23 protein-coding genes are annotated in these 25,936 nt (G+C 68.3%); 15 read left to right on the forward strand and 8 right to left on the reverse strand.

Annotation, left to right across the window (positions count from 1 at the left end; genetic code table 11):
• Positions 1-64: 64 nt before the first annotated feature.
• Positions 65-1,021: a diacylglycerol/lipid kinase family protein gene (locus HZ321_RS12100; RefSeq protein ID WP_181702594.1), complete on the reverse strand. Its 957-nt coding sequence runs from the start codon at positions 1,019-1,021 to the stop codon at positions 65-67.
• 112 nt (positions 1,022-1,133) lie between these two features.
• On the reverse strand, positions 1,134-1,934 hold the full coding sequence (locus HZ321_RS12105; RefSeq protein ID WP_181702595.1) for a response regulator: 801 nt from the start codon (positions 1,932-1,934) through the stop codon (positions 1,134-1,136).
• Positions 1,935-2,234: 300 nt separating this feature from the next.
• Here HZ321_RS12105 and HZ321_RS12110 point away from each other — a divergent pair, with 300 nt between their 5' ends.
• The 3 genes from HZ321_RS12110 to HZ321_RS21940 all read left to right on the forward strand — a co-directional run bounded on the left by HZ321_RS12110 (position 2,235) and on the right by HZ321_RS21940 (position 4,865).
• Positions 2,235-2,537, forward strand: coding sequence for a NepR family anti-sigma factor (locus HZ321_RS12110; protein WP_181702596.1), 303 nt, complete (start codon positions 2,235-2,237; stop codon positions 2,535-2,537).
• Complete coding sequence (locus HZ321_RS12115) at positions 2,534-3,115, forward strand: sigma-70 family RNA polymerase sigma factor (RefSeq protein ID WP_181702597.1); 582 nt, start codon at positions 2,534-2,536, stop codon at positions 3,113-3,115. Before HZ321_RS12110 ends, HZ321_RS12115 begins: the two co-directional genes overlap by 4 nt.
• A 115-nt stretch (positions 3,116-3,230) precedes the next feature.
• On the forward strand, positions 3,231-4,865 hold the full coding sequence (locus tag HZ321_RS21940) for a histidine kinase dimerization/phosphoacceptor domain -containing protein (RefSeq protein ID WP_181702598.1): 1,635 nt from the start codon (positions 3,231-3,233) through the stop codon (positions 4,863-4,865).
• A 90-nt stretch (positions 4,866-4,955) separates the two neighbouring features.
• On the opposite strand, the gene HZ321_RS12125 is transcribed toward HZ321_RS21940, so the two are convergent.
• The 3 genes from HZ321_RS12125 to HZ321_RS12135 all read right to left on the reverse strand — a co-directional run bounded on the left by HZ321_RS12125 (position 4,956) and on the right by HZ321_RS12135 (position 6,637).
• The gene (locus HZ321_RS12125) at positions 4,956-5,135 is read right to left on the reverse strand and encodes a DUF1328 domain-containing protein (protein WP_181702599.1); all 180 of its coding nucleotides are present in this window, start codon (positions 5,133-5,135) and stop codon (positions 4,956-4,958) included.
• Positions 5,136-5,282: 147 nt separating this feature from the next.
• Entirely contained in the window at positions 5,283-5,792 is a 510-nt protein-coding gene (cobU, locus tag HZ321_RS12130; RefSeq protein ID WP_181702600.1) for a bifunctional adenosylcobinamide kinase/adenosylcobinamide-phosphate guanylyltransferase, read from the reverse strand.
• Positions 5,789-6,637 (reverse strand): MurR/RpiR family transcriptional regulator, encoded by an 849-nt coding sequence (locus tag HZ321_RS12135; RefSeq protein WP_342343843.1) that lies wholly within the window; start codon positions 6,635-6,637, stop codon positions 5,789-5,791. Before HZ321_RS12135 ends, cobU begins: the two co-directional genes overlap by 4 nt.
• Positions 6,638-6,808: 171 nt before the next feature.
• Here HZ321_RS12135 and HZ321_RS12140 point away from each other — a divergent pair, with 171 nt between their 5' ends.
• The 6 genes from HZ321_RS12140 to HZ321_RS12165 all read left to right on the forward strand — a co-directional run bounded on the left by HZ321_RS12140 (position 6,809) and on the right by HZ321_RS12165 (position 12,725).
• Positions 6,809-7,621: an N-formylglutamate amidohydrolase gene (locus HZ321_RS12140; RefSeq protein ID WP_342343844.1), complete on the forward strand. Its 813-nt coding sequence runs from the start codon at positions 6,809-6,811 to the stop codon at positions 7,619-7,621.
• A 69-nt stretch (positions 7,622-7,690) separates the two neighbouring features.
• A complete protein-coding gene (locus tag HZ321_RS12145) occupies positions 7,691-9,052 on the forward strand; it encodes a glutamine synthetase family protein (protein WP_181702603.1) in 1,362 nt (453 codons plus the stop codon).
• 97 nt (positions 9,053-9,149) lie between these two features.
• The gene (locus HZ321_RS12150; protein ID WP_181702604.1) at positions 9,150-10,553 is read left to right on the forward strand and encodes an aldehyde dehydrogenase family protein; all 1,404 of its coding nucleotides are present in this window, start codon (positions 9,150-9,152) and stop codon (positions 10,551-10,553) included.
• Positions 10,554-10,790: 237 nt separating this feature from the next.
• The gene (locus HZ321_RS12155) at positions 10,791-11,936 is read left to right on the forward strand and encodes an iron-containing alcohol dehydrogenase (protein ID WP_181702605.1); all 1,146 of its coding nucleotides are present in this window, start codon (positions 10,791-10,793) and stop codon (positions 11,934-11,936) included.
• Between the two features lie 67 nt (positions 11,937-12,003).
• Positions 12,004-12,315, forward strand: a complete 312-nt coding sequence (locus HZ321_RS12160; RefSeq protein ID WP_181702606.1) for a hypothetical protein — start codon at positions 12,004-12,006, stop codon at positions 12,313-12,315.
• A gap of 116 nt (positions 12,316-12,431) precedes the next feature.
• Positions 12,432-12,725: a PIN domain-containing protein gene (locus HZ321_RS12165; RefSeq protein WP_181702607.1), complete on the forward strand. Its 294-nt coding sequence runs from the start codon at positions 12,432-12,434 to the stop codon at positions 12,723-12,725.
• An 18-nt stretch (positions 12,726-12,743) separates the two neighbouring features.
• On the opposite strand, the gene purU is transcribed toward HZ321_RS12165, so the two are convergent.
• The gene (purU, locus tag HZ321_RS12170; protein WP_181702608.1) at positions 12,744-13,601 is read right to left on the reverse strand and encodes a formyltetrahydrofolate deformylase; all 858 of its coding nucleotides are present in this window, start codon (positions 13,599-13,601) and stop codon (positions 12,744-12,746) included.
• 204 nt (positions 13,602-13,805) lie between these two features.
• Here purU and pyrF point away from each other — a divergent pair, with 204 nt between their 5' ends.
• From pyrF to HZ321_RS12200, 6 genes are all read left to right on the forward strand, one after another.
• Positions 13,806-14,660, forward strand: coding sequence for an orotidine-5'-phosphate decarboxylase (gene pyrF / locus HZ321_RS12175; protein ID WP_181702609.1), 855 nt, complete (start codon positions 13,806-13,808; stop codon positions 14,658-14,660).
• A 41-nt stretch (positions 14,661-14,701) separates the two neighbouring features.
• Positions 14,702-16,525: an ABC-F family ATP-binding cassette domain-containing protein gene (locus tag HZ321_RS12180; protein ID WP_181702610.1), complete on the forward strand. Its 1,824-nt coding sequence runs from the start codon at positions 14,702-14,704 to the stop codon at positions 16,523-16,525.
• 201 nt (positions 16,526-16,726) lie between these two features.
• Positions 16,727-18,055, forward strand: a complete 1,329-nt coding sequence (locus tag HZ321_RS12185; protein WP_181702611.1) for a methyl-accepting chemotaxis protein — start codon at positions 16,727-16,729, stop codon at positions 18,053-18,055.
• A gap of 139 nt (positions 18,056-18,194) precedes the next feature.
• The gene (locus HZ321_RS12190; RefSeq protein WP_181702612.1) at positions 18,195-20,642 is read left to right on the forward strand and encodes a mechanosensitive ion channel domain-containing protein; all 2,448 of its coding nucleotides are present in this window, start codon (positions 18,195-18,197) and stop codon (positions 20,640-20,642) included.
• A gap of 197 nt (positions 20,643-20,839) precedes the next feature.
• Complete coding sequence (locus HZ321_RS12195) at positions 20,840-21,832, forward strand: putative bifunctional lysylphosphatidylglycerol flippase/synthetase (protein ID WP_181702613.1); 993 nt, start codon at positions 20,840-20,842, stop codon at positions 21,830-21,832.
• A 126-nt stretch (positions 21,833-21,958) separates the two neighbouring features.
• Complete coding sequence (locus tag HZ321_RS12200; RefSeq protein WP_181702614.1) at positions 21,959-23,197, forward strand: MFS transporter; 1,239 nt, start codon at positions 21,959-21,961, stop codon at positions 23,195-23,197.
• Here HZ321_RS12200 and HZ321_RS12205 read toward each other — a convergent pair whose 3' ends face one another.
• Together HZ321_RS12205 and HZ321_RS12210 are read right to left on the reverse strand one after the other, a co-directional pair.
• Positions 23,198-25,228: a methyl-accepting chemotaxis protein gene (locus HZ321_RS12205; protein WP_181702615.1), complete on the reverse strand. Its 2,031-nt coding sequence runs from the start codon at positions 25,226-25,228 to the stop codon at positions 23,198-23,200.
• Between the two features lie 169 nt (positions 25,229-25,397).
• Positions 25,398-25,580, reverse strand: a complete 183-nt coding sequence (locus tag HZ321_RS12210) for a hypothetical protein (protein WP_181702616.1) — start codon at positions 25,578-25,580, stop codon at positions 25,398-25,400.
• Between the last annotated feature and the right edge of the window lie 356 nt (positions 25,581-25,936).

The raw sequence follows: 25,936 nt of genomic DNA on the forward strand, positions 1-25,936 counted from the left end.
GGGAGAGCCGCCCCGCGGCGCGCTGTGTAACGGTCCGCGGAGGCCCGATCGAGGTGGGAGCCGGTCAGCCGCGCAGCACCTTCAGCGACTTCGGTTGGACGCGAAAGGTCAGCGTCGGTGGCAGCCGGCGCAGTTCGCCGTCGATCGACACCTTGAGGTGGCGCCTGTGACTGGCGACGGTGAGGTTGCGCACCGGCTGGACCTCCAGGCGCGAGTTGGACCGCCAGCGACCGAGTGCGGCGGTGATCGCGGCGAGCACGAAGTCCCATCGCCCCCGCGCCGGCAGCAGCACCACGTCGAGATCGCCGAGCGTGAGGTCTTCGGCATGGGGGAAGTCGCCGAACCCCTCGCGAAACGACCCGACGGTGACCGCCACCTGGAAGTATCGCGCCTTGATCCGCTGTAGGTCGCCGCCGAAGGAAAGCGGCACCTGCTCCAGGCTGCGCAGCGTGCGGCCCCAAACCCTCAGCGAGGCGAGCATCTTGCCGATCCGCGAGCCGTAGGGCATCGCCTCCCGCACTTCGATGAAGTGCGGGTGGGCGCCGAAGCTGACGTGGTGGAGGAAGACATGCTCGCGGCCGAGGCCGTCGGTCATGGAGCCGGTGTCCACGGCCTCGATCCTGGCCGAGGCGAGCGCCGCCAGAGCGGCGTCGAACCCGACAGGGATGCGCAGCGAGCGGGCGAAGAGATTGAAGGTGCCGAGCGGGATGACGCCCATCGTCTTGCCGCTTCCGACGAAGACCTGCCCGGCGCTGGAGATGGACCCGTCGCCGCCGCCGACGATCACGGTATCGATGTCAGGGCGGTCGGCGAACGCCTGAAGCGTGCGCATCCAGGCGCGCGGCTCGACGAAGACGATCTCCTGCAGCGTTCCGATCGGTTCCACGGCCTCGCGGATCCGGTCCTTCAGCATGCGCCGGTCGGAGGCGCGCGCCGCCCCGGCCTTGGCATTGATCGCCACAGCGATCCGGCCGACGCCTTCGGCCGCGCCGCGTTCCACATCCGCCTCGACGATCGTCATGAACCCGTCCGCTCGTAAAAAGGGCGCCGAAGCCCGCGCCCCGACGCCCTCAGGTGGAGAGATGGAGACCGGGCGGACCGCGATCAAGGGCGGCCCGCACAGCCTGGTTGGATCAGGCGATCGAGGCTTGCCGCGTGTCGCGGGCGGCATCCCTGAAGAACAGCGCCTGGCTGACCACGGCCTTGACCATGTCCTGCCGGAACGGCTTGGTGATCAGGAAGGCCGGCTCCGGCCGTTCGCCCGTCAACAGGCGCTCCGGATAGGCGGTGATGAACACCACCGGCACGGAGAGGCCGGGCAGGATCTCGTTCACGGCGTCCAGGCCGGACGAGCCGTCGGCGAGTTGGATGTCGGCGAGGATCAGGCCGGGACGCTTGGAGTTTGCGATCGAAACCGCCTCCTTGTGGGTGCGGGCGTTGCCGACGACCGTGTGGCCGAGGCTCTCCACCAGCATCTCCAGGTCCATGGCGATGATCGGCTCGTCCTCGATGATCAGCACGTCGGTGGCGACCTGGCCGGCGATCTCGCGCCCGGCTTCCTCGATGAGCGCCATCACGTCGCCCTCCGAGGTGCCGAGGATGGTCGCGGCTTCGGCAACGGAGAAGCCCTCCACCGTCGTCAGCAGGAACGCCTGCCGAGGCTGGGGCGTTAGGGCTTCGACGGCGCGCATCCCGGTGCCTGGCTGTTCGTGCGGATCCTCGGCGTTGACCGCCACGGAGTTCCAGATCTGCGAGAACACCATGTAGAGGGCGACCCGGGCGGGAAGCGACCGATCGAACGATTCCGGCGAGGCGACGAGCGCTTCGAGAACCGCGATGACGTAGGCGTCTCCGCTGGTTTGTGTTCCGTTGAGGGCGCGCGCGTAACGGCGCAGGTAGGGCAGGTGCGGGGCGATGGTCTCGGAAAGCGACATTCGGACAGCGGCTCCTGTCGATGCTGATGATCGATCTTTTGCGGCATGCGGCCAGCGGGCGCATGAACACCCGAGAGTCAACGCAAGGCCCTCGGTTTGGTTCCCTCGCCCACTGCCTCGGCATGAAAAAGACGCCAACGGCAAACTTACGTAATACAACATCGAGAGGAAAATCGAGCTTGTGCGAATCCACAGGGGAACCGGATTGACGCCGCAGCGTTCTGGATTCCGATCGATCGAATTCGGACGCGCGGTTGAACCGGCGCCAATGGACACTACCGACCGCGAAGGAAGAGACCTTTGACACGCGACAGGACGCAAGACGAGAAGCCGGTTCGCCGGACGGACGGCGTCGCGGGAAAGCCCGACGCACGGCCGCTATCGCCCGACCTGCAGGCCCACATCGGCGTGCGGCTGAAGGCCTATTATGACAGCGTACTGTCCGAGCCCATCCCGGATCGGTTCGCCCAACTGCTCGACAAGCTCGATTCGGCCGCGGTCGCAGCGCCCATCGACGGCGCGCCCAAGGCCGACGCCACCAAGTCCACCCTCGAAGAGGGCGCACCCGCGATGACCGGTGCGACCGGGGACATACGTCGATGACCGATGAAGGCAAGGGGGGCAGACGCGCGCTGCGCGACGAGCTCTTGGCGGCCATTCCGCCGCTGCGCGCCTTTGCGGTGTCCCTGACCGCCGACGCCGACCGTGCCGACGACCTCGTCCAGGAGACGCTGGTCAAGGCCTGGTCCAACCTGGACAGCTTCACGCCGGGCACCAACATGCGGGCCTGGCTGTTCACCATCCTGCGCAACACCTTCTACTCCAACCACCGCAAGCAGCGTCGCGAGGTGCAGGACGTCGAGGGCGAGCACGCCGCCCGCCTGGCCACCCACCCCAGCCAGAACGGCCACATGGACCTCGCCGACTTCCGCGAGGCGCTGTCGCGCCTGCCGGACGACCAGCGCGAGGCGTTGATCCTGATCGGCGCCAGCGGGTTCTCCTACGAGGAGGCGGCCGAGATCTGCGGCTGCGCCGTCGGCACCGTGAAGAGCCGCGTCAACCGCGCCCGCAACAAGCTGGTGGAGATCATGTCGATCAGCTCGGCGGAAGCCTTCGGCCCGGACGAGGCCACCCAGGCCGTGATGGGCGACGCGGTGCTGGCGCTGAGGTCCGGAACCTGACCCGAACCGGAAGCTTCACCTTCCCAACCCCACCGCCGACGACTACGGTTCCGGGGCGAGCCGCCCGCGACCTGGCCTTTCCGGCCGCGGACGTGCCTTTGTCGCGAGGGCGAGCGTGACCATCTTCGGCAGCATCCCCATCGGAGGACGGATCGGCCTTCTCCTGGTGGCTGCCGTGCTTCCGCTCGCCACGTTGGGGGCGATCTACGCCTGGAGCGCGGGCGAAACCGCGCGCGAGGCTGAGATGCGCGCCCGCTACGAGACTGCGCGCGTGGTCGCCGGCGCCGTGGAGAGCGTAGTGGAGGGTGTCGGCCGCGCCGCCGACGTGACGCTCGCCATCGACGGCATCGCGGTGGACGCGGCCCGCTGCCAGCTTGCCGCGACCCGCTTCGTGGAAATCAACGAATCGGTCGCCGACATGTCGATTGTCTCCGGCGGCTCGCGCGTCTGCGGCATCGCCCGCGGCGACGGCGCGTTGGTGGCGCTGTCCGGCGGGACACCCGTGGTGGAACCCCGTTCCGACGCGGTGATGGCGATCGCCGCCTCCAGGGCCCCGGCGATCCGCATCGTCCGCGCCCGCTCCGGCAACCCCTCGGCCCTCGCCATCACCCACGTCGCCCTCGATCCGATCTGGCGCCGCGTCACCACCTCGATCGCAGGGCTCGGCCGCGCGCGCGTCTACGTACTCACCGAATCCGGCGGCGTGATTGCCGACCCGGAAGGCGTCGTCGACGCAGCGGCGGTCTCCGCCGTGCTCGCCGCCGTGGCCGATGTCGCGGCCGGCAGCCTTCCCGTGGTGCAGGTCGACGCCCCCGGCGCCGGCTTCGTCGCGATCGCTCGCGTCGGCACCACCAGCCTGCGCGTCGCCGTGACCAGCGACGTCATGACCGTCAACCAGTCGCTGCCGGTGCGGGTGGCTCTGGTGGTCGGCCTGCCCTTCCTGTTCCTGGTCGCCGCGGTGGCGATCTCCTGGCTCGGCGTCGACCGCCTGGTCAACCGCTGGGTCCGCCGTCTCGCCCGCGTCACCCGTGACTACGGCGACGGCGACCTCACCGCTCGCGTCGGCGGCATGCCGTCCGCGCCGGAGGAATTCCGCGCCCTCGGCGAGAACTTCGACGCCATGGCGACCCGCATCGAGGCCCGCTCGGTGGAGCTGGAGCGGGCGCTGGCGGAGAAGAACCACTTCGTCCGCGAACTGCACCACCGCGTGAAGAACAACTTCCAGATGATCGCCAGTCTGCTCACCCTGCAGCGCCGCGAGGCCGATCCGGCCACCGAGGTCGCCATCCGCGAGGCGCACGACCGCGTCCAGGCGCTCGCCGCCGCCTATCGTGCCTCCTACGCCGACGGCGAGACCGGCCAGGTGCCGCTCGCCTCGCTGATGGTGGACCTGGTAGAGCGCCTGCGGGAAAGCGCCAAGCTGTCGGTGCGCGCCGTCGTCATCCAGGAGCTCGGCGAAGGCATGTCGCTGCACCTCGACCGGGCGATCCCTTTCGCGCTGCTGATGACGGAACTGCTGGTGCCGCTGTTCGACGAGGCCCGGCAGGCCGACGACACGCTCCGCCTTGCGGTCACCTGGGGTGACGACGCGCAGGAAACGATCGTCGCCCGCATCATCCTTCAGCGCGAGAATCTCGCCCCCGTCCGTCCGCTCGCCGACCGCCTGTCGCGCGCCTACGCCGCCCAGCTCAACGCCACCGTCACCCGCGAAGGCCACATGGCCGAGGTCCGCCTCGCCCGCGCGGCGTGACGGGGAGGACGTTGCCTCGACCCGGCGGGCAAAGAAAAAGGGCCGGTGTCGCCACCGGCCCCTTCCCTGGGATCTGGATTGATCCCGCCCTTATGCGACGGGCGGGCGGCGGCCTGTGACCAGACCGTAGATCAGCGAGATCACGAACAGCACGATCGCTACGAAGAAGATCAGCTTGGCGATGCCGACGGCCGTGCCGGCAATACCGCCGAAGCCAAACGCGGCAGCGATCAGAGCAATGATCAGAAAAGTAAGAGCCCAACCCAACATCGACTTCCCTCCGTCTCGGATCAACGGGCGCCGACATTGTGGTTTTGCCGGCGGCGATGCTGAAAGAACTTCCACGGATACGCTCCGGTTCCAGGGCGGGAAAAGATTCCCGCCGAACGTCGCCGGACCGGAGCTCGCGGCGGTGAGCTACTTGACCGCCACCGGGATCCCGGCGACGACCAGCACCACCCGGTCCGCGGCGGCCGCGATCTCCTGGTTGACCCGGCCCTGCGCGTCGCGGAACCGACGGCCCAGCGCATTGTCCGGGACGATCCCGAAGCCGACCTCGTTGGAGACGACGACGAGCGGCGCCGGATAGCCGCGGACTGCCTCCACCAGCGCCTTCGTCTCGGCCGCCAGATCGGCCTCGGCGAGCATCCGGTTGGAAAGCCAGAGGGTGAGGCAATCGACCAGCACCGCCCTCCCCTCGCCGGCTGCTGCCCGAAGCGCGGCCGGAAGGTCATGCGGCGCGTCGACGGTGATCCAGCCTTCCGCCCGGTCCGCCCTGTGCTGGGCGATCCGCTCGGTCATTTCCGCGTCGAAGGCTTGTGCCGTGGCGATATAGGTCCAGGGGGCCGGACCGGTGGCGCGCACGAGGGTTTCCGCGTGGCGGCTCTTGCCGGATCGGGCGCCGCCGAGAACGAGGGTGACGCTCATGTCCGGCGCAACTCGTCGATGGCGGCAAGCCGCGCGCCGGTCTCGTCCCACAGACGCTCGGTGACCGCGGCCAGGAGGGTCTCGCACAGTCCAAGCATGGCGGTCATGGAATCCCAGCGCGACGGCACGGCAACCCGTGCGGACAGGATATGGCGCGCGTGGCGCGCGATCGGCGACAGCCACTGGTCCGTGAGCAGGACGACCGTCGATCCGCGCTTGGCTGCGGCCGCCGCGACCAGCGCCACATCCTCCTGGTAGCGGCGGATGTCGAACACCACCAGCGTGTCGCGGGCGCCGAAATCGACCACCTGGTCGCGCCAGTTGCCCGGCTGGCCTTCCATGTGCGCCACACCCGGCCGGATCACCCGAAGATGCGCCGCCATATGCCGGGCGATGGCGTCGCTGAAACGGCCGCCGATCAGGTGCACGTCGCGCCGCCGGTCCGCCAGCACGTCGACCACGCCCCGGAACTCCGCGGCCGGAAGGTGACGGAAGGTCTCCGAGATGTTCTCGATCAATCGGTCGCGAAACGCCTCCAGCGGCCCGTCGCCGCCCGAGCGGGCGGCATTGCCCTTGGTGAGCGGCGACTGGCTCTGCTTGTCCAGTTCCTCCCGAAGGGCACGCTGGAAATCCGGATAACCGGGAAATCCGAGGCGGCCGACGAAGCGCAGCACGGTCGGCGCGCTCACTGTGGCGCGCTTGGCGAACTCGGCCACCGTCTCCAGGCCGGCCACCGGATAGTTGGCCAGGAGCACGTGAGCGGCCTTGCGCTCCGTGGGCGTGAACCGCTGGAGCTCCTCGCGGATCCGCTCAGCGATCGTGAAATCCGAGTTGCCCGCGTCCACCGTATCCCCCAGCCCTCGGCAATGATGTCCGTGAAACGACCGTGAACGCAATCGGTCCGCGTGTCTGTAATCCACATTACAGGAATTGACTTGCACTCGTAACGTGACCACGATGTTACAGGGTTGTCCAGCCAAACGGCAAGGCGGGGACCGGATCGCAGGAGGCGGGGAGTGGAGGCAGCGAACGGGCCCGTGGTGATCGAGAACGAGGCTGGAACAGCCCCGATCGTCCTCGTGGTCGACCACGCCTCCAACCGGATTCCGGAGCCCTGGGGCACGCTGGGCCTCGATGCGGATGCGCGCCAGGCCCATATCGCCTGGGACCCCGGCGCCTTGCCGCTCGCCCGGCAGATGAGCGATCTGCTCGATGCGCCACTGGTCCGCGCCACCGTTTCCCGCCTCGTGCTCGACCTGAACCGCCCGCTGACCTCCCGGACGCTGATCCCGGCCGTCAGCGAGGCGACGACGATCCCCGGCAATCGCGATATCGCCGACGCCGACCGCGCACTACGCATCCGGACCGTCTACGAGCCCTACCACGCTGCGCTTGCGGCCCTGGTGGACCGCCACGTCGCTGCCTGCCAAGCGCGCGGACAGGCGAATGTCGCGGTGTGCGCGATCCACACCTTCACCCCGGTCTATCTCGGCAAGGTCCGCGCGCTGGAGGTCGGCGTCCTCTTCGATCGCGACGACCGTCTCGGCGCCGGCATGCTCGCCCGCCTGAAACGCGAGCCGGGACTGCTCGTGGAGGTCAATCAGCCCTACAGCCCCGCCGACGAGGTCTACTTCACCCTCGACCGGCACGCGGTGTCGCGCGGCCTCCTCAATGTGATGATCGAGGTCCGCAACGACGAACTGCGCGAGCCCGTCCAGCATCGGCGCTGGGCGAAACTCCTGTGCGAGGCCATCATGGAGGCGATGGGGCTTCGGCCGGCGGCGCCGCTGGTTGACTCCGGTCCTGAGCCGATTCGGCGAACACCCTGACAGCAAACCGTTTTCAATGAACCGGGGATCGCCCCGCTCCGAACAAGAACACCAGAGGAACTGACCATCATGCCCGGCAACCTGTCGCTGGAAGTCTTGAAGGAAGAGGTCGCCGTCGGCGCCATCGATACCGTCAACGTGGCCTTCGTGGACATGCAGGGCCGGCTTATGGGCAAGCGCTTCCACGCCGAGCACTTCGTCGAGGCCTGGGACGAGACCCACGCCTGCAACTACCTCCTGACCGTCGACATCGACATGGAGCCGGTGCCCGGCTACAAGGCCGCCTCCTGGTCGCAGGGCTACGGCGACTTCGTGCTGAAGCCCGACATGGCGACGCTGCGCCGGACGCCCTGGCTGCCCGGCACCGCGCTGGTGATCTGCGACGTGCAGGACCACCACCACCACGACCTGCCGCATTCTCCCCGCGCCATGCTGAAGAGCCAGCTGGCCCGCCTCGACGCCAAGGGCTGGAAGGCCTTCATGGCCTCCGAGTTGGAGTTCTACCTCTTCGACGAGACCTACACGTCGGCCGGCGAGAAGAGCTGGAAGCAGCTGAAGACCTTCACGCCCTACATCGAGGACTACGGCATCCTGCCGACCACGATGGAGGAGCCCTTCATGCGGGAGATCCGCAAGCAGCTCTCCGCGGCCGGCATCAAAGTTGAGAACTCCAAGGGCGAATGGGGCCCGGGCCAGGAGGAGATCAACGTCCGCTATGCCGACGCCCTCACCATGGCCGACGAGCACGCCATCATGAAGACCGGCATCAAGGAGATGGCCCACCTGCAGGGCAAGGCCGTCACCTTTATGGCTAAATACGCCTACGATCTCGCCGGCTCCTCCTGCCACGTCCACCAGAGCCTGTGGACCAAGGACGGCCAGTCGCTGTTCCTGGACAAGGCGGCCGAGCACGGCATGTCGACGCTGATGCGCCAGTACCTGGCCGGCCTGCTCGTCCACGCCCGCGATATGACCTACTTCCTGGCGCCCTACATCAACAGCTACAAGCGCTTCCAGGTCGGCACCTTCGCGCCCACCAAGGCCGTCTGGAGCCACGACAACCGCACCGCCGGCTTCCGCCTCGTCGGCGAAGGCACCAAGGCGATCCGCGCGGAGTGCCGCATCGGCGGAGCGGACATCAACCCCCACATCGCCTATGCCGCCATGATCGCAGCCGGCCTTTCCGGCATCGAGCAGGGTCTGGAGCTGGAGGACGCCTTCTCCGGCGACGCCTACGCTGGCAAGGGCATCCGCGAGATCCCGAAGACGCTGCGCGAGGCGATCGACACGCTGGAAGGCTCCGAGATGCTGAAGAAGGCTTTCGGCGCCGACGTGATCGAGCACTACGCCCACACCGCCCGCTGGGAGCAGTTCGAATACGACCGCCGGATCACCGACTGGGAACTGAAGCGCGGCTTCGAGCGGTATTGACGACCGGGCGCCGGATGCGTTTTGTGATCACATATCGCCCTACTCACGGGGCGGCGAAACGCCGTCCGGCGGCGAACCACGACCTTGCGAGACCATCATGACCGAAACGCTCAAATGCATCTCCCCCGTCGACGGCCGCATCTACGTGGAGCGGCCGGCGGCGTCCGAGGGTGAGATCGCGCGGGTCTTCTCCGCGGCCCGCGATGCCCAGAAGATCTGGGCCGCCCTGCCCCTCGAGACCCGTATAGACTACTGCCTGCGGGCGCTCGACGCCCTGGTCTCCATGCGCGCGGAGATCGCCGAGGAACTGACCTGGTCGATGGGCCGGCCGATCCGCTACACCCCGTTCGAGCTGAACGGCGTGGAGGTTCGCACCCGCCACATGGCGAAGATCGCGGCCGAAAGCCTCGCCCCGCTCGACAGCGGCCTGGAGAAAGGCACATCCGGCGCGCACCGCTATATCAAGCGCGAGCCGCTGGGCACGGTGTTCGTGGTGGCGCCCTGGAACTACCCCTATCTCACCACGGTCAACTCGGTGATGCCGGCCCTGATGGCCGGTAATGCCGTGGTGCTGAAGCACTCCGACCAGACGCTTCTGGTGGCCGAGCGCTTCCAGAAGGCGATGGACGCCGCCGGCCTGCCGAAGGGCGTGTTCCAGCACATCGTGCTGACCCACGACCTCACCGCCAAGGTGATCGCCTCCGGGCTCGTCGACATGGTGGCCTTCACCGGCTCCGTCGGCGGCGGCGAGGCAATGGAAAAGGCCGCCGTGGGCCGCTTCCTGCCGCTCAACCTGGAGCTCGGCGGCAAGGACCCGGCCTACGTCAGGCCCGACGTGAAGATGCAGTTCGCCATCGAGAACGTTGCCGACGGCGCCTTCTTCAACTCCGGCCAGTGCTGCTGCGGCGTCGAGCGCATCTACGTCCACGAAAAGGTCTATGACGAGTTCGTGGACGGCCTGGTCAGCTTCACCAAGCAGTATGTGCTCGGCAACCCGACCGACCCCTCCGTGACGTTGGGTCCGCTTGCCCGCGCCCGCCAGGCCGCGGTGGTGCGCGACCAGATCGCAGCGGCCCTGCGCGGTGGGGCTGTTGCCCACATCGACCCGAAGAGCTTCCCGGCCGACCGAGAAGGCACGCCCTACGTCGCCCCGCAGATCCTCACCAACGTCAACCACCAGATGGAGTTCATGACCGAAGAGACCTTCGGCCCGGCCGTCGGCATCATGAAGGTGCGCGACGACGAGGAGGCGATCCAGCTGATGAACGACAGCAAGTACGGCCTCACCGCCTCGATCTGGACGGAGGACCTCGACGCGGCGACGGCCATCGGCGACCGGGTGCAGACCGGCACCGTTTTCGTCAACCGCTGCGACTACCTCGACCCGGCGCTGACCTGGACCGGCGTCAAGCAGACCGGCCGCGGCGCCGCGCTCTCTCCCCTCGGCTTCCACGGCCTGACGCGTCCGAAGAGCTATTACGTGCGGAAGGCACCGGTGTAGCTGCCGCGCCGACGAACGTCTTGGTTCGCGCAAGCGGACCGAACGCACCCCAAAACCCGTCATGGTCCGCGAAGGCGGACCACCCACGCATCGAACAAACCGGTTTCAGGACATGACGCGCGCCCTGCCGAGCCCTGAAAGTCGTGGGTGGTCCGCCTTCGCGGACCATGACGACCTGTTGGGTGAACGCCGAGGCCGGCCTTTCCTGACCGGTCGGACCAGCAGCGAGACCCACCCATGACCATCCGCGCCAATTGGAACTACCCCACCGCCGTCCGCTTCGGCGCCGGCCGCATCAAGGAACTCGCCGAGGCCTGCAAGTCGTCGGGCATCGCCCGGCCGCTGTTCGTCACCGACCCCGGCCTCGTCAACCTGCCGATGACGAAGGAGGCGATCCAGCAGCTGAAGGACGCCGGCCTCGCCGTCACCGTCTTCTCCGACGTCAAGGGCAACCCGGTTGAGAGCAACGTCTACGCCGGCATCGACCAGCTGCGCGTCGGCAAGTGCGACGGCGTGGTCGCCTTCGGCGGCGGCTCGGCCCTCGACGTCGGCAAGGTGATCGCCTTCATGGCCGGCCAGACCCGCCCGATGTGGGACTTCGAGGATGTCGGCGACTGGTGGACCCGCGCCGATCCGAACGGCATCGCCCCCATCGTCGCCGTCTCCACCACGGCCGGCACCGGCTCGGAGGTCGGCCGCGCCGGCGTCATCACCCACGAGGCGACGCATACGAAGAAGGTGATCTTCCACCCCAAGATGATGCCCAAGGTGACCATCCTCGACCCGGAGCTGACCGTCGGCCTGCCGCCGAAGATCACCGCCTGGACCGGGATGGACGCCCTCGCCCACTGCATCGAGGCCTACTGCGCCCCCGGCTTCCACCCGATGGCGGACGGCATCGCCGTGGAGGGCATCCGCCTCGTCAAGGAGTTCCTGCCCAAGGCCGTGAAGACGGGCGACGACATCGAGGCGCGCGGGGCCATGTTGACGGCGGCCTCCATGGGCGCCACCGCCTTCCAGAAGGGCCTCGGCGGTATCCACGCGCTGTCGCATCCCGTTGGCGCGCTCTACGACACCCACCACGGGCTGACCAACGCCGTGTTCATGCCTTACGTGCTCAACTTCAACCGGCCGGCCATCGAGGAGCGCATCGCCCGCCTCGCCGCCTACCTCGGCCTCGACCGCTCGTTCGACAGCTTCGTCGGCTGGATCCTGGACCTGCGAGCCGAGATCGGCATCCCCCACACCCTCGCCGGCCTCAACGTGGACGACAGCCGCCTCGACGAGATCGTCGCCATGGCCATCGTCGACCCGACGGCCGGCGGCAACCCGGTCCCGCTCGATGAGACGGCAGCCAAGGCGATCTTCCGCTCGGCGCTGTGAGGCGCGGCGGCAATTGCCCACTCCGATCTTTCCGGATATACTTCCGGAAAGATCGGAGGATGGGTTCGTGACGACAGTTGCCCAACGCCGTGCGGTGACACGCCACCGCCAAAAAGCGAGTGCGCAGGGACTCGCCCGGGTCGAGGTGCAGGTGCCCAAGATCCACTCGGCCCTGCTCCGCCGGATTGCCGAAACGTTGCGCAACGATCCGGCGGCAGCAAGGCATCTGTCCGAGATGGTCGGTGCACATACGGCTTATACATCTGGGCAGACACTCGGAGAATTTTTCGACGGCCTGCCGGACATTTCCGGGCCTGAATTCGACGAAGTCTTCGAACTCGGGCAGGACAGAAGCCTCCCCGAAGACATCGAGCTTTGATGTTTCTGCTCGACACGAACGTCATATCCGAGCTCCGCCGCGGGCGGGTTGCTCACCCGGCCGTTCTTCGATGGCGCGATAGCGTGGCGACGGAAACGACTTAACTCAGTATCTTCGTGCTGGCCGAACTGACCCGGGGGGTCGCGCTAGTCCGTCGACGCAACCCTATCCAGGCCAAGCAGTTCGAAAGATGGCTCGCTGAGGTGCGCAGCGAATTTCGCGACAGAACGGTGGGTGCCGACGCGGCGATCGCCGAACGATGGGGCGAGATCAATGCACCCGACAAGCTTCCGACGATCGACGGTTTCATCGCCGCAACCGCCCTCGTGTTCGGCATGATCGTCGTCACGCGAAACACCATCGATTTCCAGCGTGCGGGTGTCCAGGTCCTCGACCCCTTCCAGGCCTGACCCGCTCAGCCCGGCGCCCTACCCGAACACCACCGTCTTCACGCCGTTGATGAACACCCGGCGCTCCACGTGCGCCTTGACGGCACGGGCGAGCACGCGGGCTTCGATCTCGCGGCCTTTCACCATCATGCTCTCCGCGCTGTCGGCGTGGGTGACGCGTTCGGCGTCCTGCTCGATGATCGGGCCCTCGTCGAGGTCACCGGTGACGTAGTGGGCGGTGGCGCCGATCAGCTTGGTGCCGCGCTCGTGGGCCTGGCTGTAGGGCGCGGCGCCCTTGAAGGCCGGCAGGAACGAGTGGTGGATGTTGATCGCCCGGCCGGAGATGCGCACCGACGCGGCATCCGACAACACCTGCATGTAGCGGGCGAGCACCACGAGATCGGCTTCCACCTCGTCGACGAGCGCGAACAGCCGTTCCTCCTGCGCCGCCTTGGTCTCCGGCGTCACCGGCCAGTGGTGGAACGGGATGCCGTGCTGCTCGGCAGTCGGCCGGCTCGCCTCGTGGTTGGAGACGATCGCGACGATGTCCACCGGCAGCGAACCCATCCGCGCGCGGTAGAGGAGATCCTGCAGGCAATGGTCGAACTTGGAGACCATCACGATCAGCCGTGCCTTCACGGCCGTGTCGATCACATCCCACGCCATCTCGAAGTGCTTGGCGACGGCGCCGAGCGCGGCCTTCACGTCGCCGACGGTGACGGCGGCCGGCGCGTGGAACACCACGCGCATGAAGAAGCGGCCGGTCTCCAGGTCGTCGAACTGGTTGCTCTCCAGGATGTTGCAGCCCGCGTTGGCGAGCGTGGTGGCGACCCCGGCGACGATGCCGGGCCTGTCATGGCAGGACAGCGTGAGGATGTAGCGGTTCTCGTCGGCCATGGGGGAGAAGGCTTTCGAAAGAGGTTGCAAGGCAGGTCCCGCGAGATACGCGGGATCCCGCTTCGCTCTCTAGATCAAATGCGACTGCAGTGCAGCATGATCGGTGACAAAATCCGTGAGGATCTCGCATGTCCCCTCCACCCTTCCCGTGCCGGCCGGAAGGCGTTAAGAACCCCGCACCCCCAGACGAGGAGCCGCAGAGGCATGCCCGTGACGCCCTTCGCCGACCGCTTCGAGACGCTCGCCACCGCACGTTCCCCGCTCTGCGTGGGCCTCGACCCCGCGCCGGAGACGCTGAAGGCGTGGGACCTGCCCTATTCCGCTGAAGGCGTTCGCGTCTTCGGCCTGGAGATGGTCGAGGCGCTCGGCGACCGCATCGCCATCTACAAGCCGCAGGTCGCCTTCTACGAGCGCTTCGGCTGGAAGGGCCTGAAGGCGCTTGAGGAGGTGGTTCGCCACATCCGCTCCACCGGCGCGCTGGCGCTCGCCGACATCAAGCGCATGGACATCGGCCACACCCTGGAGGCCTACGCCGCCGCCTGGCTCGGCGAGGACGCCGGCACGCCGGTGGACGCGATCACGCTGGGTGCCTACATGGGCTCCGGCTCGCTGAAGCCGGTGGTGGACCGGGCAGTCCAGGCGGGCGCCGGCCTCTTCGTCGTCGTCCGCTCGTCCAACCCGGACGGCATCGTTCTGCAGAACGCCCGCCAGGAGGACGACAGGACGGTCGCCGAGGCGCTTGCCGACGACCTCACCCTCTTCAACCGCGGGCAGCTTTCCAAGCTGAACGGCGCCGGACCGGTGGGCGCCGTCGTCGGTGCGACGCTGGACGATGCGGAGGGCGTGCTCGACCGCCTGCGGACCTCGCTGATCCTCGCCCCCGGCATCGGCGCGCAGGGCGCGACCATGGCCGACGTCAAGAGCCGTTTTGGCCGCGATGCCGCCCGGCGGACGCTGCCGACCGTGTCGCGCCAGATCGCCCACGCCGGCCCGAACCGCGCCGCCATCCGCGAGACGACCGAGCGCCTCCGCGAGGAGGCCTTCGCCCTGCGCGGCTGATCCCGCCCGGCGACCGAGACGTTGAACACCAGAAGGACATCATGGCCTCTCCTCCGGTCCTCTACCTGAAGTCGATCAAGCTGACCTTCGGCGCCACGCCGCTCCTGACCGGCGCCGACATTTCCGTCGGCGAGGGCGACCGGATCACGCTGGTCGGCCGCAACGGCTCCGGCAAGTCGACCCTTTTGAAGATCGCCGCCGGCATGGTCGAGGCGGATGACGGCGAGCGCTTCGTCCAGCCCGGCAAGACCGTGCGCTATCTTCCCCAGGAACCCGATCTCACCGGCTTTGCGAACACGCTCGCCTACGTGGAGGCTGGTCTCGGCCCCGGCGATGAGGCCTATCGGGCGCAGTACCTTCTGAACGAACTGGGCCTGACCGGCGAGGAGGCGCCCGCCGCCCTGTCCGGCGGCGAGGCGCGGCGCGCCGCGCTGGCCCGGGTGCTGGCGCCCGAACCCGACATCCTGCTGCTCGACGAGCCGACCAACCACCTCGACCTGCCCGCCATCGAGTGGCTGGAGAGCGAACTGAAGTCGATGCGCTCCGCCCTCGTGCTGATCAGCCACGACCGCCGCTTCCTGGAGAATCTGTCGCGCACCACCGTTTGGCTCGACCGCGGCCGGACCCGCACGCTCGACCGCGGTTTCGCCCACTTCGAGGCCTGGCGCGACCAGGTGCTGGAGGAGGAGGAGCGCGAACTGCAGAAGCTCGACAAGCGCATCGAGGCGGAGGAGCACTGGATGCGCTACGGCGTCACCGCCCGGCGAAAGCGCAACGTCCGCCGTGTCGAACTGCTGGCGACCATGCGCAGGGAGAAGCGCGAGCACCGCGGCCCGCAGGGCGCCGTGCGCCTGGAGGCGGCGCAGGCGGACGCCTCGTCCAAGCTGGTGATCGAGGCCAAGGGCGTGACGAAACGCTACGACGGCCGGCCGATCGTGGAGAATGTCTCCGCCCGGATCGCCCGCGGCGACCGCATCGGCATCGTCGGCCCCAACGGCGCCGGCAAGACGACCCTGCTGCGCCTGCTCACCGGCGACCTGGAGCCGGACGAAGGGACGGTCAAGCTCGGCGTCTCGCTGCAGATGCAGACCCTGGACCAGCGCCGCGACAGCCTGGACCCGGAGACCACGCTCGCGGACGCCCTCACCGACGGAAAGGGCGACTGGGTGGTGATCGGCGAGGAGAAGCGCCACGTCATCGGCTACATGAAAGACTTCCTGTTTCAGCCCGAGCAAGCGCGCACGCCGCTCTCCGCCCTCTCCGGCGGCGAGCGCGGCCGCGTCATGCTGGCCCGCGCGCTGTCGCGCCCGTCCAACATGCTGGTGCTCGACGAACCCACCAACGATCTCGATCTGGAAACGCTGGATCTGCTGGAGGAGATGCTGGGCGACTACACCGGCACGGTGATCGTCGTCAGCCACGACCGCGACTTCCTGGACCGCGTCGTCACCTCCGTGATGATGGCCGAGGGCGACGGCCGCTGGACCGAATACGCCGGCGGCTACGCCGACATGGTGGCGCAGCGCGGGGCGGGTGTCGTAGCGCGCGGCGGCGCGGCGAAAAAGCCGGCCGGAGACGCGTCAGGCTCCAGGACAGCCGCGGCACCGGCGACCCCGGCGAAGAATCGGGCGAAACTCTCTTTTAAGGATAAACACGCATTGGAGACGCTGCCCGGTTACATCGAAGAGTTGACAGATAAGGCGGATCGCATGCGAAAACAGCTGGCCGATCCCCAGTTCTACAGCCGCGATCCTAAGGGTTTTTCCTTAGTTTCCGCGGCGTTGGCAGACTTGGACGAGCAGCGGAGCCGGGCGGAGGACGAGTGGTTGCGCCTGGAGATGCTGCGAGAAGCAACCGAGGGTTGAGTTAGTCGAGCTGGGAGGATTTCCCTGTTTCTCGCGGCTTTCCAGGGTTTTTCTCTAGGTGCTATTCCCATCGGCCGAGCAAATCATCAGCAAATATCCATGCAGGCTAGCATCTATGTACTTCTATACATATTGAAAGAGAAATTTAACAGGTGGGGACCACACTCGCCCTGAGGATCGCTCTTCCCGGAAAGGGAGACCATGTTCGGGCTCACCAATAAAAAAATCTCAATGGATGCCGCGGCGACGACGATGGACGGTTCGGCCAATCTGCGCGCTCTGGCGAGCGCGGCCGAAGCACAATTGGACGACGCGCGCCGATCCATGGACACGCTGAAATCGCGCGTCTCGGAGGATTTCGGCCGCACCGTCGAACTCTCCGTCAATCTTAGCGAGCTGATGTGCCTTATGGCCTGGTCGAACGGCAACGTTCGCAAGCTGTCGGGCGAGACCGTGGCGATCTCCGGCGCCGTCGAGGAGATGGCGCGCACGGTCCAGAACATCGCGCAGTTGAGCGAGGCCGCGCAGGGCCGCTCCGGCGACGCTCAGCAACTGGTCGAAGCCGGCACCAGCCGCGCACAGTCCGCCGGCCGCGCCATGGCCGAGATCTCGGAGGCCTTCTCAGGCCTCGACGACCGCATGCAGATGCTCGGCCGCGCCATCGAATCGATCGGCGGCTTCGCCAAGGAGATCGAGAGCATCTCCAGCCAGACCAAGCTCCTCGCCCTCAACGCCACCATCGAGGCCGCCCGCGCCGGCGACGCAGGCCGCGGCTTCGCTGTGGTGGCGGCCGAGGTCAAGGCGTTGTCGGAAGAAACCTCTAAGACAACCGAACTGATCCGCGGCCAGCTGACCACACTCACCGACGTCATGGGCTCCATGCTGCAAGCCATGGCCATCGGCGGCGGCAAGGTGCGCGACGGCGCCGAGACGTTCAACGCCGTGGCCTCCGACATGGACGGCATTCGCGGCTGCGTCGGCGAGGTGACCGGCTCGATCGGCTCGATCGCCCACATGCTCAGCGACCAGCAGCAGGCGACCGAGTCGATCGCCAAGAGCCTGTCGGAGATCGCCAAGCTCGCCGGCCAGAACGAAGCCGACACCAAGACCTCAATCGATTATATCGACAAGGCCGAGGCGATCGTCGCACAGCAGCTGGACTCCGCCCGCAACCTGGACATCCATCATGTCGACGAACGCCGCATGCGCGCCGACCACATGGCCTGGAAACGGGCGCTCGCCGAGTGCCTCGTCGGCCTGAAGCCGATCGACGCGCGAAATTTCGAGACCCGCAACAAGCCGCTCGGCGACAGCTACGAGCGCATCTCTGACGAATCCGTCCGCCGCATGCAGTCCTTCATCGTGCTGAGGCCGGCCGTGGAGAAGATGGCGGCGGAAGCTAGCCGCCTCGTCCAGGAGATGACGACCGGCAACATCGGCAAGGCCATCGAGCACTACGTGGCGATGGACGGCATCTCCAACGAGACCATGCCAAAGCTGATGGATTTCGTCCGCAGCCTGCCGCGCTGATCGCACGCGAAAGCATCGAAAGCCGCCGCTCCGCCACCCGGCGGAGCGGCGGGTTTCGTTGATCAAGCCGCGCCCCCAGGGCGGTTGCCCCCGGCGTCCTTGCCCCCGCGGCCATCCTCGTGCCCAACTTGGACGGTGAATGTCGCCTCCCGCGTCGATCACCGAACAAGGCACGCCCCGCACGATGCACTCCGTCGTCACCAGGACGCTTCTCCTCCTCGGCCTCTTCGCCGCCCTCGTGCTGCCGGTCGCGCCGCTCTTCGCCCAGACGATCCCCGGCGTGACCGCGGCCAAGCCTGCGGCCGAGGCGCCTGCCCTCTCCTCCCGCGAGGCGGCGGAAGCGCTGATCCGCGTGCTTGAGGACGAGGCCGCGCGCAAGCGCCTGGTCGAGGAACTGCGTCGGCAGGCCGAACCCCCGCCGCCCGAAGCGCCCGCCCCGGCCGCCGAAGCGCCCGCCGCCGTCGGCGCGCCGACGCCTCCCGCAGGGCCGGAGGACACCGCCGATCCTTCGCTTGCACGCGAACTCGGCGAGTATACCCAGGCGGTCGCCCGCGAGACCGCCGACTTCGTCACCAAGATCTGGCGCGGCCTCGCCAACCTGACCCGCCTGCTCGATGGCTCCACCGAGATCGACTGGACGCGAGTTGCCGATCAGGTCGTGCCCCTGCTCGGCCTGATCTTCGTCGCCTTCTCCGCCCTGCTTATTCTGCAGTGGTTTGCGCAGTGGCCGTTGCGGGGGATCACCGCCGCCGCCGCGCGGATGACGGTGGTCGGCCGCGTGGTGCTCCTGGCCGTCGCCACGTTCATCGACCTCGCGGTCGTCGCGCTCGCCTGGGTGACCGCGGGCGCCTGGCTCGTCGCCAACACCGTCGGCAACCGCATCGAGCTGATCGAGAGCCTCTTCCTCAACGCCTTCGTCCTCATCGAAGTCACCAAGGTGTTCATCCGCGCGGTGTTCCAGCCGCGCCGGCCGCCGCTGCGCGTGTTTCCGATCTCGGACGCCACGGCCCGCTACTGGAACTTCCGCCTCGCCCGCCTCGTCGGTTTCCTCGGCTACGGCGTCATGCTGGTGGTGCCGATCGTCAACTCCACCATCGCCTTCGCCGTCGGCCTCGGCGTGCGCCTGGTGATCGTGCTGACGTCGCTGATCACCACGATCGTCCTGGTGCTGCGCAACCGTGCCAACGTCCGCGCCGGCCTGATCGAGGCCGCGATGCTGGTGCGCGGCGGCGCCGTCTCCGCCGCCCTTGCCACGCTGGCCCGCGTCTGGCACTTCCTCGTCATCGCCTACGTGCTGGTCGCCTTCGTCGTCTGGGTCACCCGCCCCTTCGACGCCGTCGGCTTCATGGCCACGGCCACGCTGCAGACGTTTATCGTCCTGGCGGTGGGCGGTGGCCTGATGGGCCTGATGAACCGCACCATCACCGGCGGCATCCGCCTGCCCGCCGACATCAAGCGCGCCCTGCCGCTGCTGGAGAACCGGCTGAACCTCCTGGTGCCGACCTTCCTGCGGGTGATCCGGATCTTCATGTTCGTGCTGGTCGCCGCCTTCATCCTGCAGGCCTGGCAACTGATCGACGTCACCGCCTGGATGGAGACGGATCGCGGCCGCGACATGGTCGGCCGCTTCGTCACCGCGCTGATCATCGTCCTGGTCGCCATGGCGATCTGGATCGCCGCCACCTCCTGGATCGAGTATCGCCTCAACCCGGCGAGCGGCCGCGTCTCGACCGCCCGCGCCCGCACCCTCTTCTCGCTCTTCCGCAACGCCTTCTCGATCGTCATCGTGGTGATCACGGCGATGCTGGCGCTGTCCGAACTCGGCGTCGACATCGCCCCGCTGATCGCCGGTGCCGGCGTGCTCGGCCTGGCCGTCGGCTTCGGCTCCCAGAAGCTGGTGCAGGACATCATCACCGGCGCGTTCATCCAGTTCGAGAACGCCATGAACGAGGGCGACGTGGTCACCGTCGCCGGCATTTCCGGCGTGGTGGAGCGGCTGACGATCCGCTCCGTCGGCTTGCGCGACGCCAACGGCGTCTACCATGTGGTGCCCTTCTCCTCCGTCGACGCCGTTTCCAACGCCATGCGTGGCTTCGCCTTCCACGTCGCCGACATCTCCGTCGCCTACCGCGAGAACATCAAGGAGGTGAAGCGGCTGATGGGCGTCGCCTTCGAGCGCCTGATGGCGACGCCCCACGGCGCCGGCATCCTGGAGCCCCTGGAGATGAACGGCATCGTCCAGATGACGGAGAGCGCCGTGGTGATCCGCGCCCGAATCAAGACGATCCCCGGCCAGCAATGGGCGGTCGGCCGCGCCTACACCGAACTCGTCAAGGAGGTCTTCGACGAGAACGGCATCGAGATCCCCTTCCCGCAGCAGACCCTCTGGTTCGGCCGCAGCCGCGACGGCGAGCCGCCGGAACTCCGCCTGGTGGAGGAGCACGACGAGAACGAGCACCCCGCCGAGCCGCCGGCCCGACCGGTCCCGCGCACCGCGTCGGAGGTCGGCGCCCCCCGCCGGCATCGGGCGCGGCCGCCGCGCCAGACCATCGACGTGCCGGACAGCCCCGACGACGGCGGTCGTTGATCTCGTCGACGACGGCCGTCGTTGATCCCGTCAACGACGGCGGTCGTTGACTATGTCCCGCGCCGCGTCGCCGCAACGGAACCTGCGCCCTTGACGGCGGCGCACGCAGCGGCTTTCTCGTCCCACAACCGTTCGGGCGTCATCCCTTTGCCTTGCGGCCCGTATAGGGAACGGACGATCTCAAGGATTTCGAGCGCGTGTTGAAGCGAGTGGATGACGAAAGTGAGCTAGGCCTTGGCGGGCGCCTGATGCGCTGGGTCGGCCCGCTGGTCGCCATCGGCCTGATCGCAGCCGCCAGCTACGTGCTCTGGGACATGGTCACCTCCATGTCCCTCTTCGACGTCACCCGCGCCATCACGGAGATGCCGCCCTGGCGGATCGCCGCGGCCTTCGCCGCCACCGCCCTCGGCATGGTGGCGCTGGCCGGCTACGACATGCTCGCGGTCAAGGTCGTCCGTTCCAGCCCGCCGCTGTCGCTACGCCGCGCTGCAGTCACCAGCCTGATCGCCAACATCTTCGCCAACGCGCTCGGCCTGCCCCTCCTGTCCGGCGGCTCCGCCCGCTACCGGATCTACTCGCTGGGTGGCGCCGGCCTATCCGTGGTCGGCCGGATCATTGCGATGAGCTGGGTCACCATGTGGTCCGGCATTCTCCTCGTGCTCGGCCTATCGCTCGCCCTCGGCCCGCCCGGCGAAACCCCGCTGCTCGGACACGAGGCGGCCGACCGCGCGCTCGGCGTGGTCCTCATCCTCCTCCTGGCCGGCTTCATCGGCTGGGTCGGCGTCAAGCGCCGCGCGATCCGCCTCGGCGGCTGGGCAGTGCGCCTGCCCGGTCCGGCGATCGCCGGCGGCATGGTCGCCGCTGGCGCGGTCGACCTCCTCACCGCCGCCACCGCGCTTTGGCTGCTGCTGCCGGAAGGCGCCGCGCCGGACCTCGTGCGCTACATCGTCACCTACACCGTCGGCCTCGTCGCCGGCATCGCCTCCAACACGCCCGGCGGCATCGGCGTTTTCGAAGCCGCCGTCGTCACCGGCCTCGACGTCGCCGACCGCCCCGACGTCGCTGCCGGCCTGATCCTCTTCCGCCTCATCTACTGCATCGTCCCGCTGATCGCCGCCATCGTGCTGATGGCAGTGGTCGAGTGGGTCGAGCGCCGCCGTCTCGCCCGCCGTCTGGGCGACCGGATCTAGCTGTCGGACGGGGAAAAGCAGGCAAAGCCCACGTCCCCGCTGGCGGCCGGGTCGCGGGTCGTGCTATCCCCTCGCCTCCCTCCAAGACCATCGGGACGCCCGGCCGCGCCGGCGTTCGAGGCTCCCATGCATTCCGATACCGCGGCGTCCGCGCCCTCCCCCAACGCCTTCAGCCATCGCCCGTTTCTCTTCTACTGGCTGTCGCGCGTGCTCGGCACCTTCGCGGTGCAGATCGTCTCCGTCTCGGTGGGCTGGACGGTCTACGCGATCACCCGCGATCCGCTGTCGCTCGGCATCGTCGGCCTGGTGCAGTTCCTGCCCTCGCTGGCGCTGGTGATGTTCACCGGCACCGTCGCCGACAAGTACAGCCGGCGGCGGATCATGGCGCTCTGCCTCATGGTCGAGCTCGCCTGCGCGCTCGCCCTGCTCGTGCTCGCCACCGGTGCCGACGCCGCTGTCTGGCCGATCTACGTCACGCTCGCGGTGCTCGGCGTCGCCCGCGCCTTCTTCGCGCCGGCGATGCAGGCGCTGGTGCCGAACCTCGTCCCGCCGGTCGCGCTCGCCAACGCCGTCAGCCTCAACACCGCCTCCTGGCAGATCGCCACCATCACCGGTCCCGTCGCCGGCGGCCTGCTCTACGGCCTTTCGCCCGAGGCGGCCTACGGCACCGCGGCGTTCATGTTCGTCGCCGCCATGGTCTGCCTGGCCGCCGTGCCGAAGCAGCCGCGCAGCGCCCCGCGCGAGGAGTCCACCTGGGACGCCTTCAACGCCGGCTTCCGCTATGTCTTCTCCACGCCGATCGTGCTCGGTGCCATCTCGCTCGACCTCTTCGCCGTGCTGTTGGGCGGCGCGGTCGCCATGATGCCCGTCTACGCCACCGACATCCTGGCCATCGGCCCGACCGGGCTCGGCCTGATGCGGGCTGCGCCCGGGGTCGGTGCGCTCGTCGTCGCGGGGCTGCTCGCGCTGCGTCCGATCACCAGCCACGCCGGGCTCTGGATGTTCCTCGCCGTCGCCGCCTTCGGCCTCGCCACCATCGTTTTCGGGCTTTCCACCACGCCCGCGCTTTCCATCGCCATGCTGGCGGCGATGGGCGCGACCGACATGGTCTCGGTCTACGTCCGCGAAACCCTGATCCAGCTCGCCACGCCCGACGACGTACGCGGCCGCGTCAATGCGGTGAACATGGTCTTCGTCGGCGCGTCGAACGAGCTGGGCGAGTTCCGCGCCGGTGTCATGGCCGCTCTCATCGGCGTCGTCCCGGCCGTCGTCATCGGCGGGGCCGGCACGGTCGCCGTTTCCGCCCTCTGGGCCCGGTGGTTCCCGGCCCTGCGCACGGTGCAGCGCCTCGACCGGATCGGCTGATCAGCCGGCGCTCAGCTTCGCCACGAAAGTGTGGACGGCGTCGCGCACCATCTCCGCCTGCCGGGTGAGGTTGCCGCTCGCGGTCGCCACCGCGACGGCCGCCTGCTGCGACGAAGCCGTCGAGGCGGCCACCCCGTCCACCGCGTTGGCCACCGCACCGGTGCCCTCGGCCGCCGACCGTGCGTGACCTGCGACCAGCCGGGTGACGGTGTCCTGCGTTTCGGCCGCTTCGGCGACGGCCTGTACAAGCCCGCGCAGCCGGCCGATAGCCGTGGTCACGTTCTCGATCGCCTCCATCGTGGTGGACGTCGATTGCTGGATCGAGGTGACCACGTTGGAGATCTCCTCGGTGGCCTTGGCCGTCTGGCCGGCCAATTCCTTGACCTCGCTGGCCACTACCGCAAAGCCCCGACCCGCGTCTCCCGCCCGCGCTGCCTCGATGGTGGCGTTGAGGGCGAGCAGGTTCGTCTGGTCGGCGATCGACTGGATCAGCACCACGGCGGTGCCGATCCGATCGGCCGCCGCCGCCAGCGTCGCCACGTCCGACACGCTGCGCTCCGCGTCGGACACCGCCTGCTCGGCGAAGCGACCGGCGTCCTTGATCTGCTGCGCGATGGTGTTCGCCGTTTCCGCGAAGGTCACCGACGCATCGGACACCGCACCCGCGCTCGACCGCGCGGTGCTGCAGGACGCACCCGCAACGGCGACCTGCCGCCGGTTCTCCTCCACCATGGCGGTGAGCGTCGCCGACGCCCGGGCGAGATCCGCCGAGGCTTCGAACACCACGCCGAGCGCGCCGCCGACCTCCGCCTCGAACCGGCCAGCAGTCTCCAGCCGCGCCCGCACCGCCTCCTCGGCCAGGCGACGGCGCTCCGCGTCCAGCCCGCCGATCTCCGCCGCGTACTGGCGGAACACATCCGTGGCGCGCGCCATGTCGCCGATCTCGTCGGCGCTGTCGCGATCAGGAACGTCAAGCTGGATCTCGCCGCCCGAAAGCCGCCGCATCACGTCGGCGAGGGTGGTGATCCGGGTCGATATCGTCCGTCGCGCCCAGCGGATCTGCATCACCGCGTAAAGGATCGCCGCCAGCAGCGCCCCGGCCATCACCGACTCGCCGATCCACGCGATCGTGGCAAATCGCTCCACGCCGCCGCTCATCGTCGCGCGGACCACGGCCTCTGCCCGGCTTGCGGCTTCGTTGAAGCCGTCGAAACTGGCGACATAGGTCGACCGGAGCCCCTCCTCCGCCTGCCGTCGCCGGACCTCGTTGTCGAAGCGCGACTGGGCGAGCTTGGCAACCTCCGCCGCCGCCGCCGAGGCCGCCTTGGCCGCGGCATCCTGGCTGGTCGCGCCCGCCGCCGCGGCAGCGTTCAGATCGCCGATCACATCCGCGATGTTGACCGTGTCGTCGCCCGAGAGCGCCTCCTCCAGGAACAGGTGGCCGTTGGCAAGCTGGTATCGTGCAACGCCCAGCCGCACCGCCTCATCGGTTCGGTAAGCCTTCACGGCGGCCTCGACCGCCTCCGCGAACTTGGCCTGCGCGGCTTCGTAGGCCGCGTCGAACGCCTGGTCGACGCCCGAACCCGTCGCCTCGCTGTCCGCGGCGAGGGCGATCAGACCGTCGGCCGCCGTCCGCAACGACCTGAGGTCGTCGGATATCTCGTTGACGGCCGCGAGGACAGAGGCATCGTCGGTCGCCAGAACGGAGATCGGACCCACGGTACCGCCCGACCGCACCGCCTCGGCGAAGCTTTCCGCCTTATCCAGGGCCGCATAGGCGGCCTCCACCGCGGCCCCGTCGCCGCTGGCGAGCGCCTCGGCGAACAGCAGGCGCGACTGGCTGCCCGCGATCTGGATCTCCATCGTCGCATCGACGAGCGGCGCCAGCCGGCTGCTCACCGTCTCACCGCCGCTGCTGATCGCAAAAGAGGTTGCAAGACCGGCGAGACCCGTCGCGATCGCGACGCCGGTCAATCCCAGAAACGACGTCCGCAAGCGGCTGGCGATATCGCCGGACCGTCTGAGCACCATGATGCACCTCCCCTTGTCCGTGATACACCCTGATGCTTCATCGTTAATAATAACCTTAAGGATAGAACTAAGCGCATGATTACTGGCGCGCGCATGCCCGAAGCCGCTCCGCCACGCGCTCGGAAACCGCCCATCGGCGGCAGGGCAAGGTGGCCGGCGCGGCCGCCGGTCAACCGCCGGCCTGCCTGACCAGGAGATAGATCCCGAAGGCCAGGATGGAGAGGATGATCCAGAGCAGGAACTCGATCTTGTCCAATGTCCTCTGCTGCTGCAGAAGCAGGATCTGTTCCGGCGTGCGGGCAGCGGCCACGGCCTCCGCCTCGTCGCGGGGGAAACGCATCTCGGTCGTCATGAATACCTCAGGCGCAGGAAAGACCCGGCGCACCTGAACACCTGATCGCCGGCCCGAGTTCCAATCATGGCGGAATCGTGACGTGCCCGCATCCTCCGTTATGGGGATGCGCACTGGGATTTCAGGGGGGTTGTCGGGAGATTCGCCGCGCCCCCGCGAAAGTTGTCCGGGGCCCCGGCCGGCTGCCGCGCCTGTCGCGTGAAGCCAGCCCGCCAGTTAGGCCGCCGGCCGCCCCGCGCGCTTCCGCCTGCCCGGACGGGCCTCGTGCACGGCTGCGCGGCGGACAACGGGTACGAACGCAAAAACCCCCGTGCTTTGTTTTGCACGGGGGTTTTTGCGTTTGTGTTCGGTGTATG

This window comes from Chthonobacter albigriseus, assembly GCF_013839445.1.
Taxonomy (GTDB): domain Bacteria; phylum Pseudomonadota; class Alphaproteobacteria; order Rhizobiales; family Pleomorphomonadaceae; genus Chthonobacter; species Chthonobacter albigriseus.

Bases quoted from the DNA above. Each gene is read 5' to 3' on its own strand.
- HZ321_RS12100 (WP_181702594.1), bottom strand. From the start codon at position 1,021: ATGACGATCGTCGAGGCGGATGTGGAACGCGGCGCGGCCGAAGGCGTC.
- HZ321_RS12105 (WP_181702595.1), bottom strand. From the start codon at position 1,934: ATGTCGCTTTCCGAGACCATCGCCCCGCACCTGCCCTACCTGCGCCGT.
- HZ321_RS12115 (WP_181702597.1), top strand. From the start codon at position 2,534: ATGACCGATGAAGGCAAGGGGGGCAGACGCGCGCTGCGCGACGAGCTC.
- HZ321_RS12125 (WP_181702599.1), bottom strand. From the start codon at position 5,135: ATGTTGGGTTGGGCTCTTACTTTTCTGATCATTGCTCTGATCGCTGCC.
- cobU (WP_181702600.1), bottom strand. From the start codon at position 5,792: ATGAGCGTCACCCTCGTTCTCGGCGGCGCCCGATCCGGCAAGAGCCGC.
- HZ321_RS12145 (WP_181702603.1), top strand. From the start codon at position 7,691: ATGCCCGGCAACCTGTCGCTGGAAGTCTTGAAGGAAGAGGTCGCCGTC.
- HZ321_RS12150 (WP_181702604.1), top strand. From the start codon at position 9,150: ATGACCGAAACGCTCAAATGCATCTCCCCCGTCGACGGCCGCATCTAC.
- HZ321_RS12155 (WP_181702605.1), top strand. From the start codon at position 10,791: ATGACCATCCGCGCCAATTGGAACTACCCCACCGCCGTCCGCTTCGGC.
- purU (WP_181702608.1), bottom strand. From the start codon at position 13,601: ATGGCCGACGAGAACCGCTACATCCTCACGCTGTCCTGCCATGACAGG.
- pyrF (WP_181702609.1), top strand. From the start codon at position 13,806: ATGCCCGTGACGCCCTTCGCCGACCGCTTCGAGACGCTCGCCACCGCA.
- HZ321_RS12180 (WP_181702610.1), top strand. From the start codon at position 14,702: ATGGCCTCTCCTCCGGTCCTCTACCTGAAGTCGATCAAGCTGACCTTC.
- HZ321_RS12185 (WP_181702611.1), top strand. From the start codon at position 16,727: ATGTTCGGGCTCACCAATAAAAAAATCTCAATGGATGCCGCGGCGACG.
- HZ321_RS12190 (WP_181702612.1), top strand. From the start codon at position 18,195: ATGTCGCCTCCCGCGTCGATCACCGAACAAGGCACGCCCCGCACGATG.
- HZ321_RS12200 (WP_181702614.1), top strand. From the start codon at position 21,959: ATGCATTCCGATACCGCGGCGTCCGCGCCCTCCCCCAACGCCTTCAGC.
- HZ321_RS12205 (WP_181702615.1), bottom strand. From the start codon at position 25,228: ATGGTGCTCAGACGGTCCGGCGATATCGCCAGCCGCTTGCGGACGTCG.
- HZ321_RS12210 (WP_181702616.1), bottom strand. From the start codon at position 25,580: ATGACGACCGAGATGCGTTTCCCCCGCGACGAGGCGGAGGCCGTGGCC.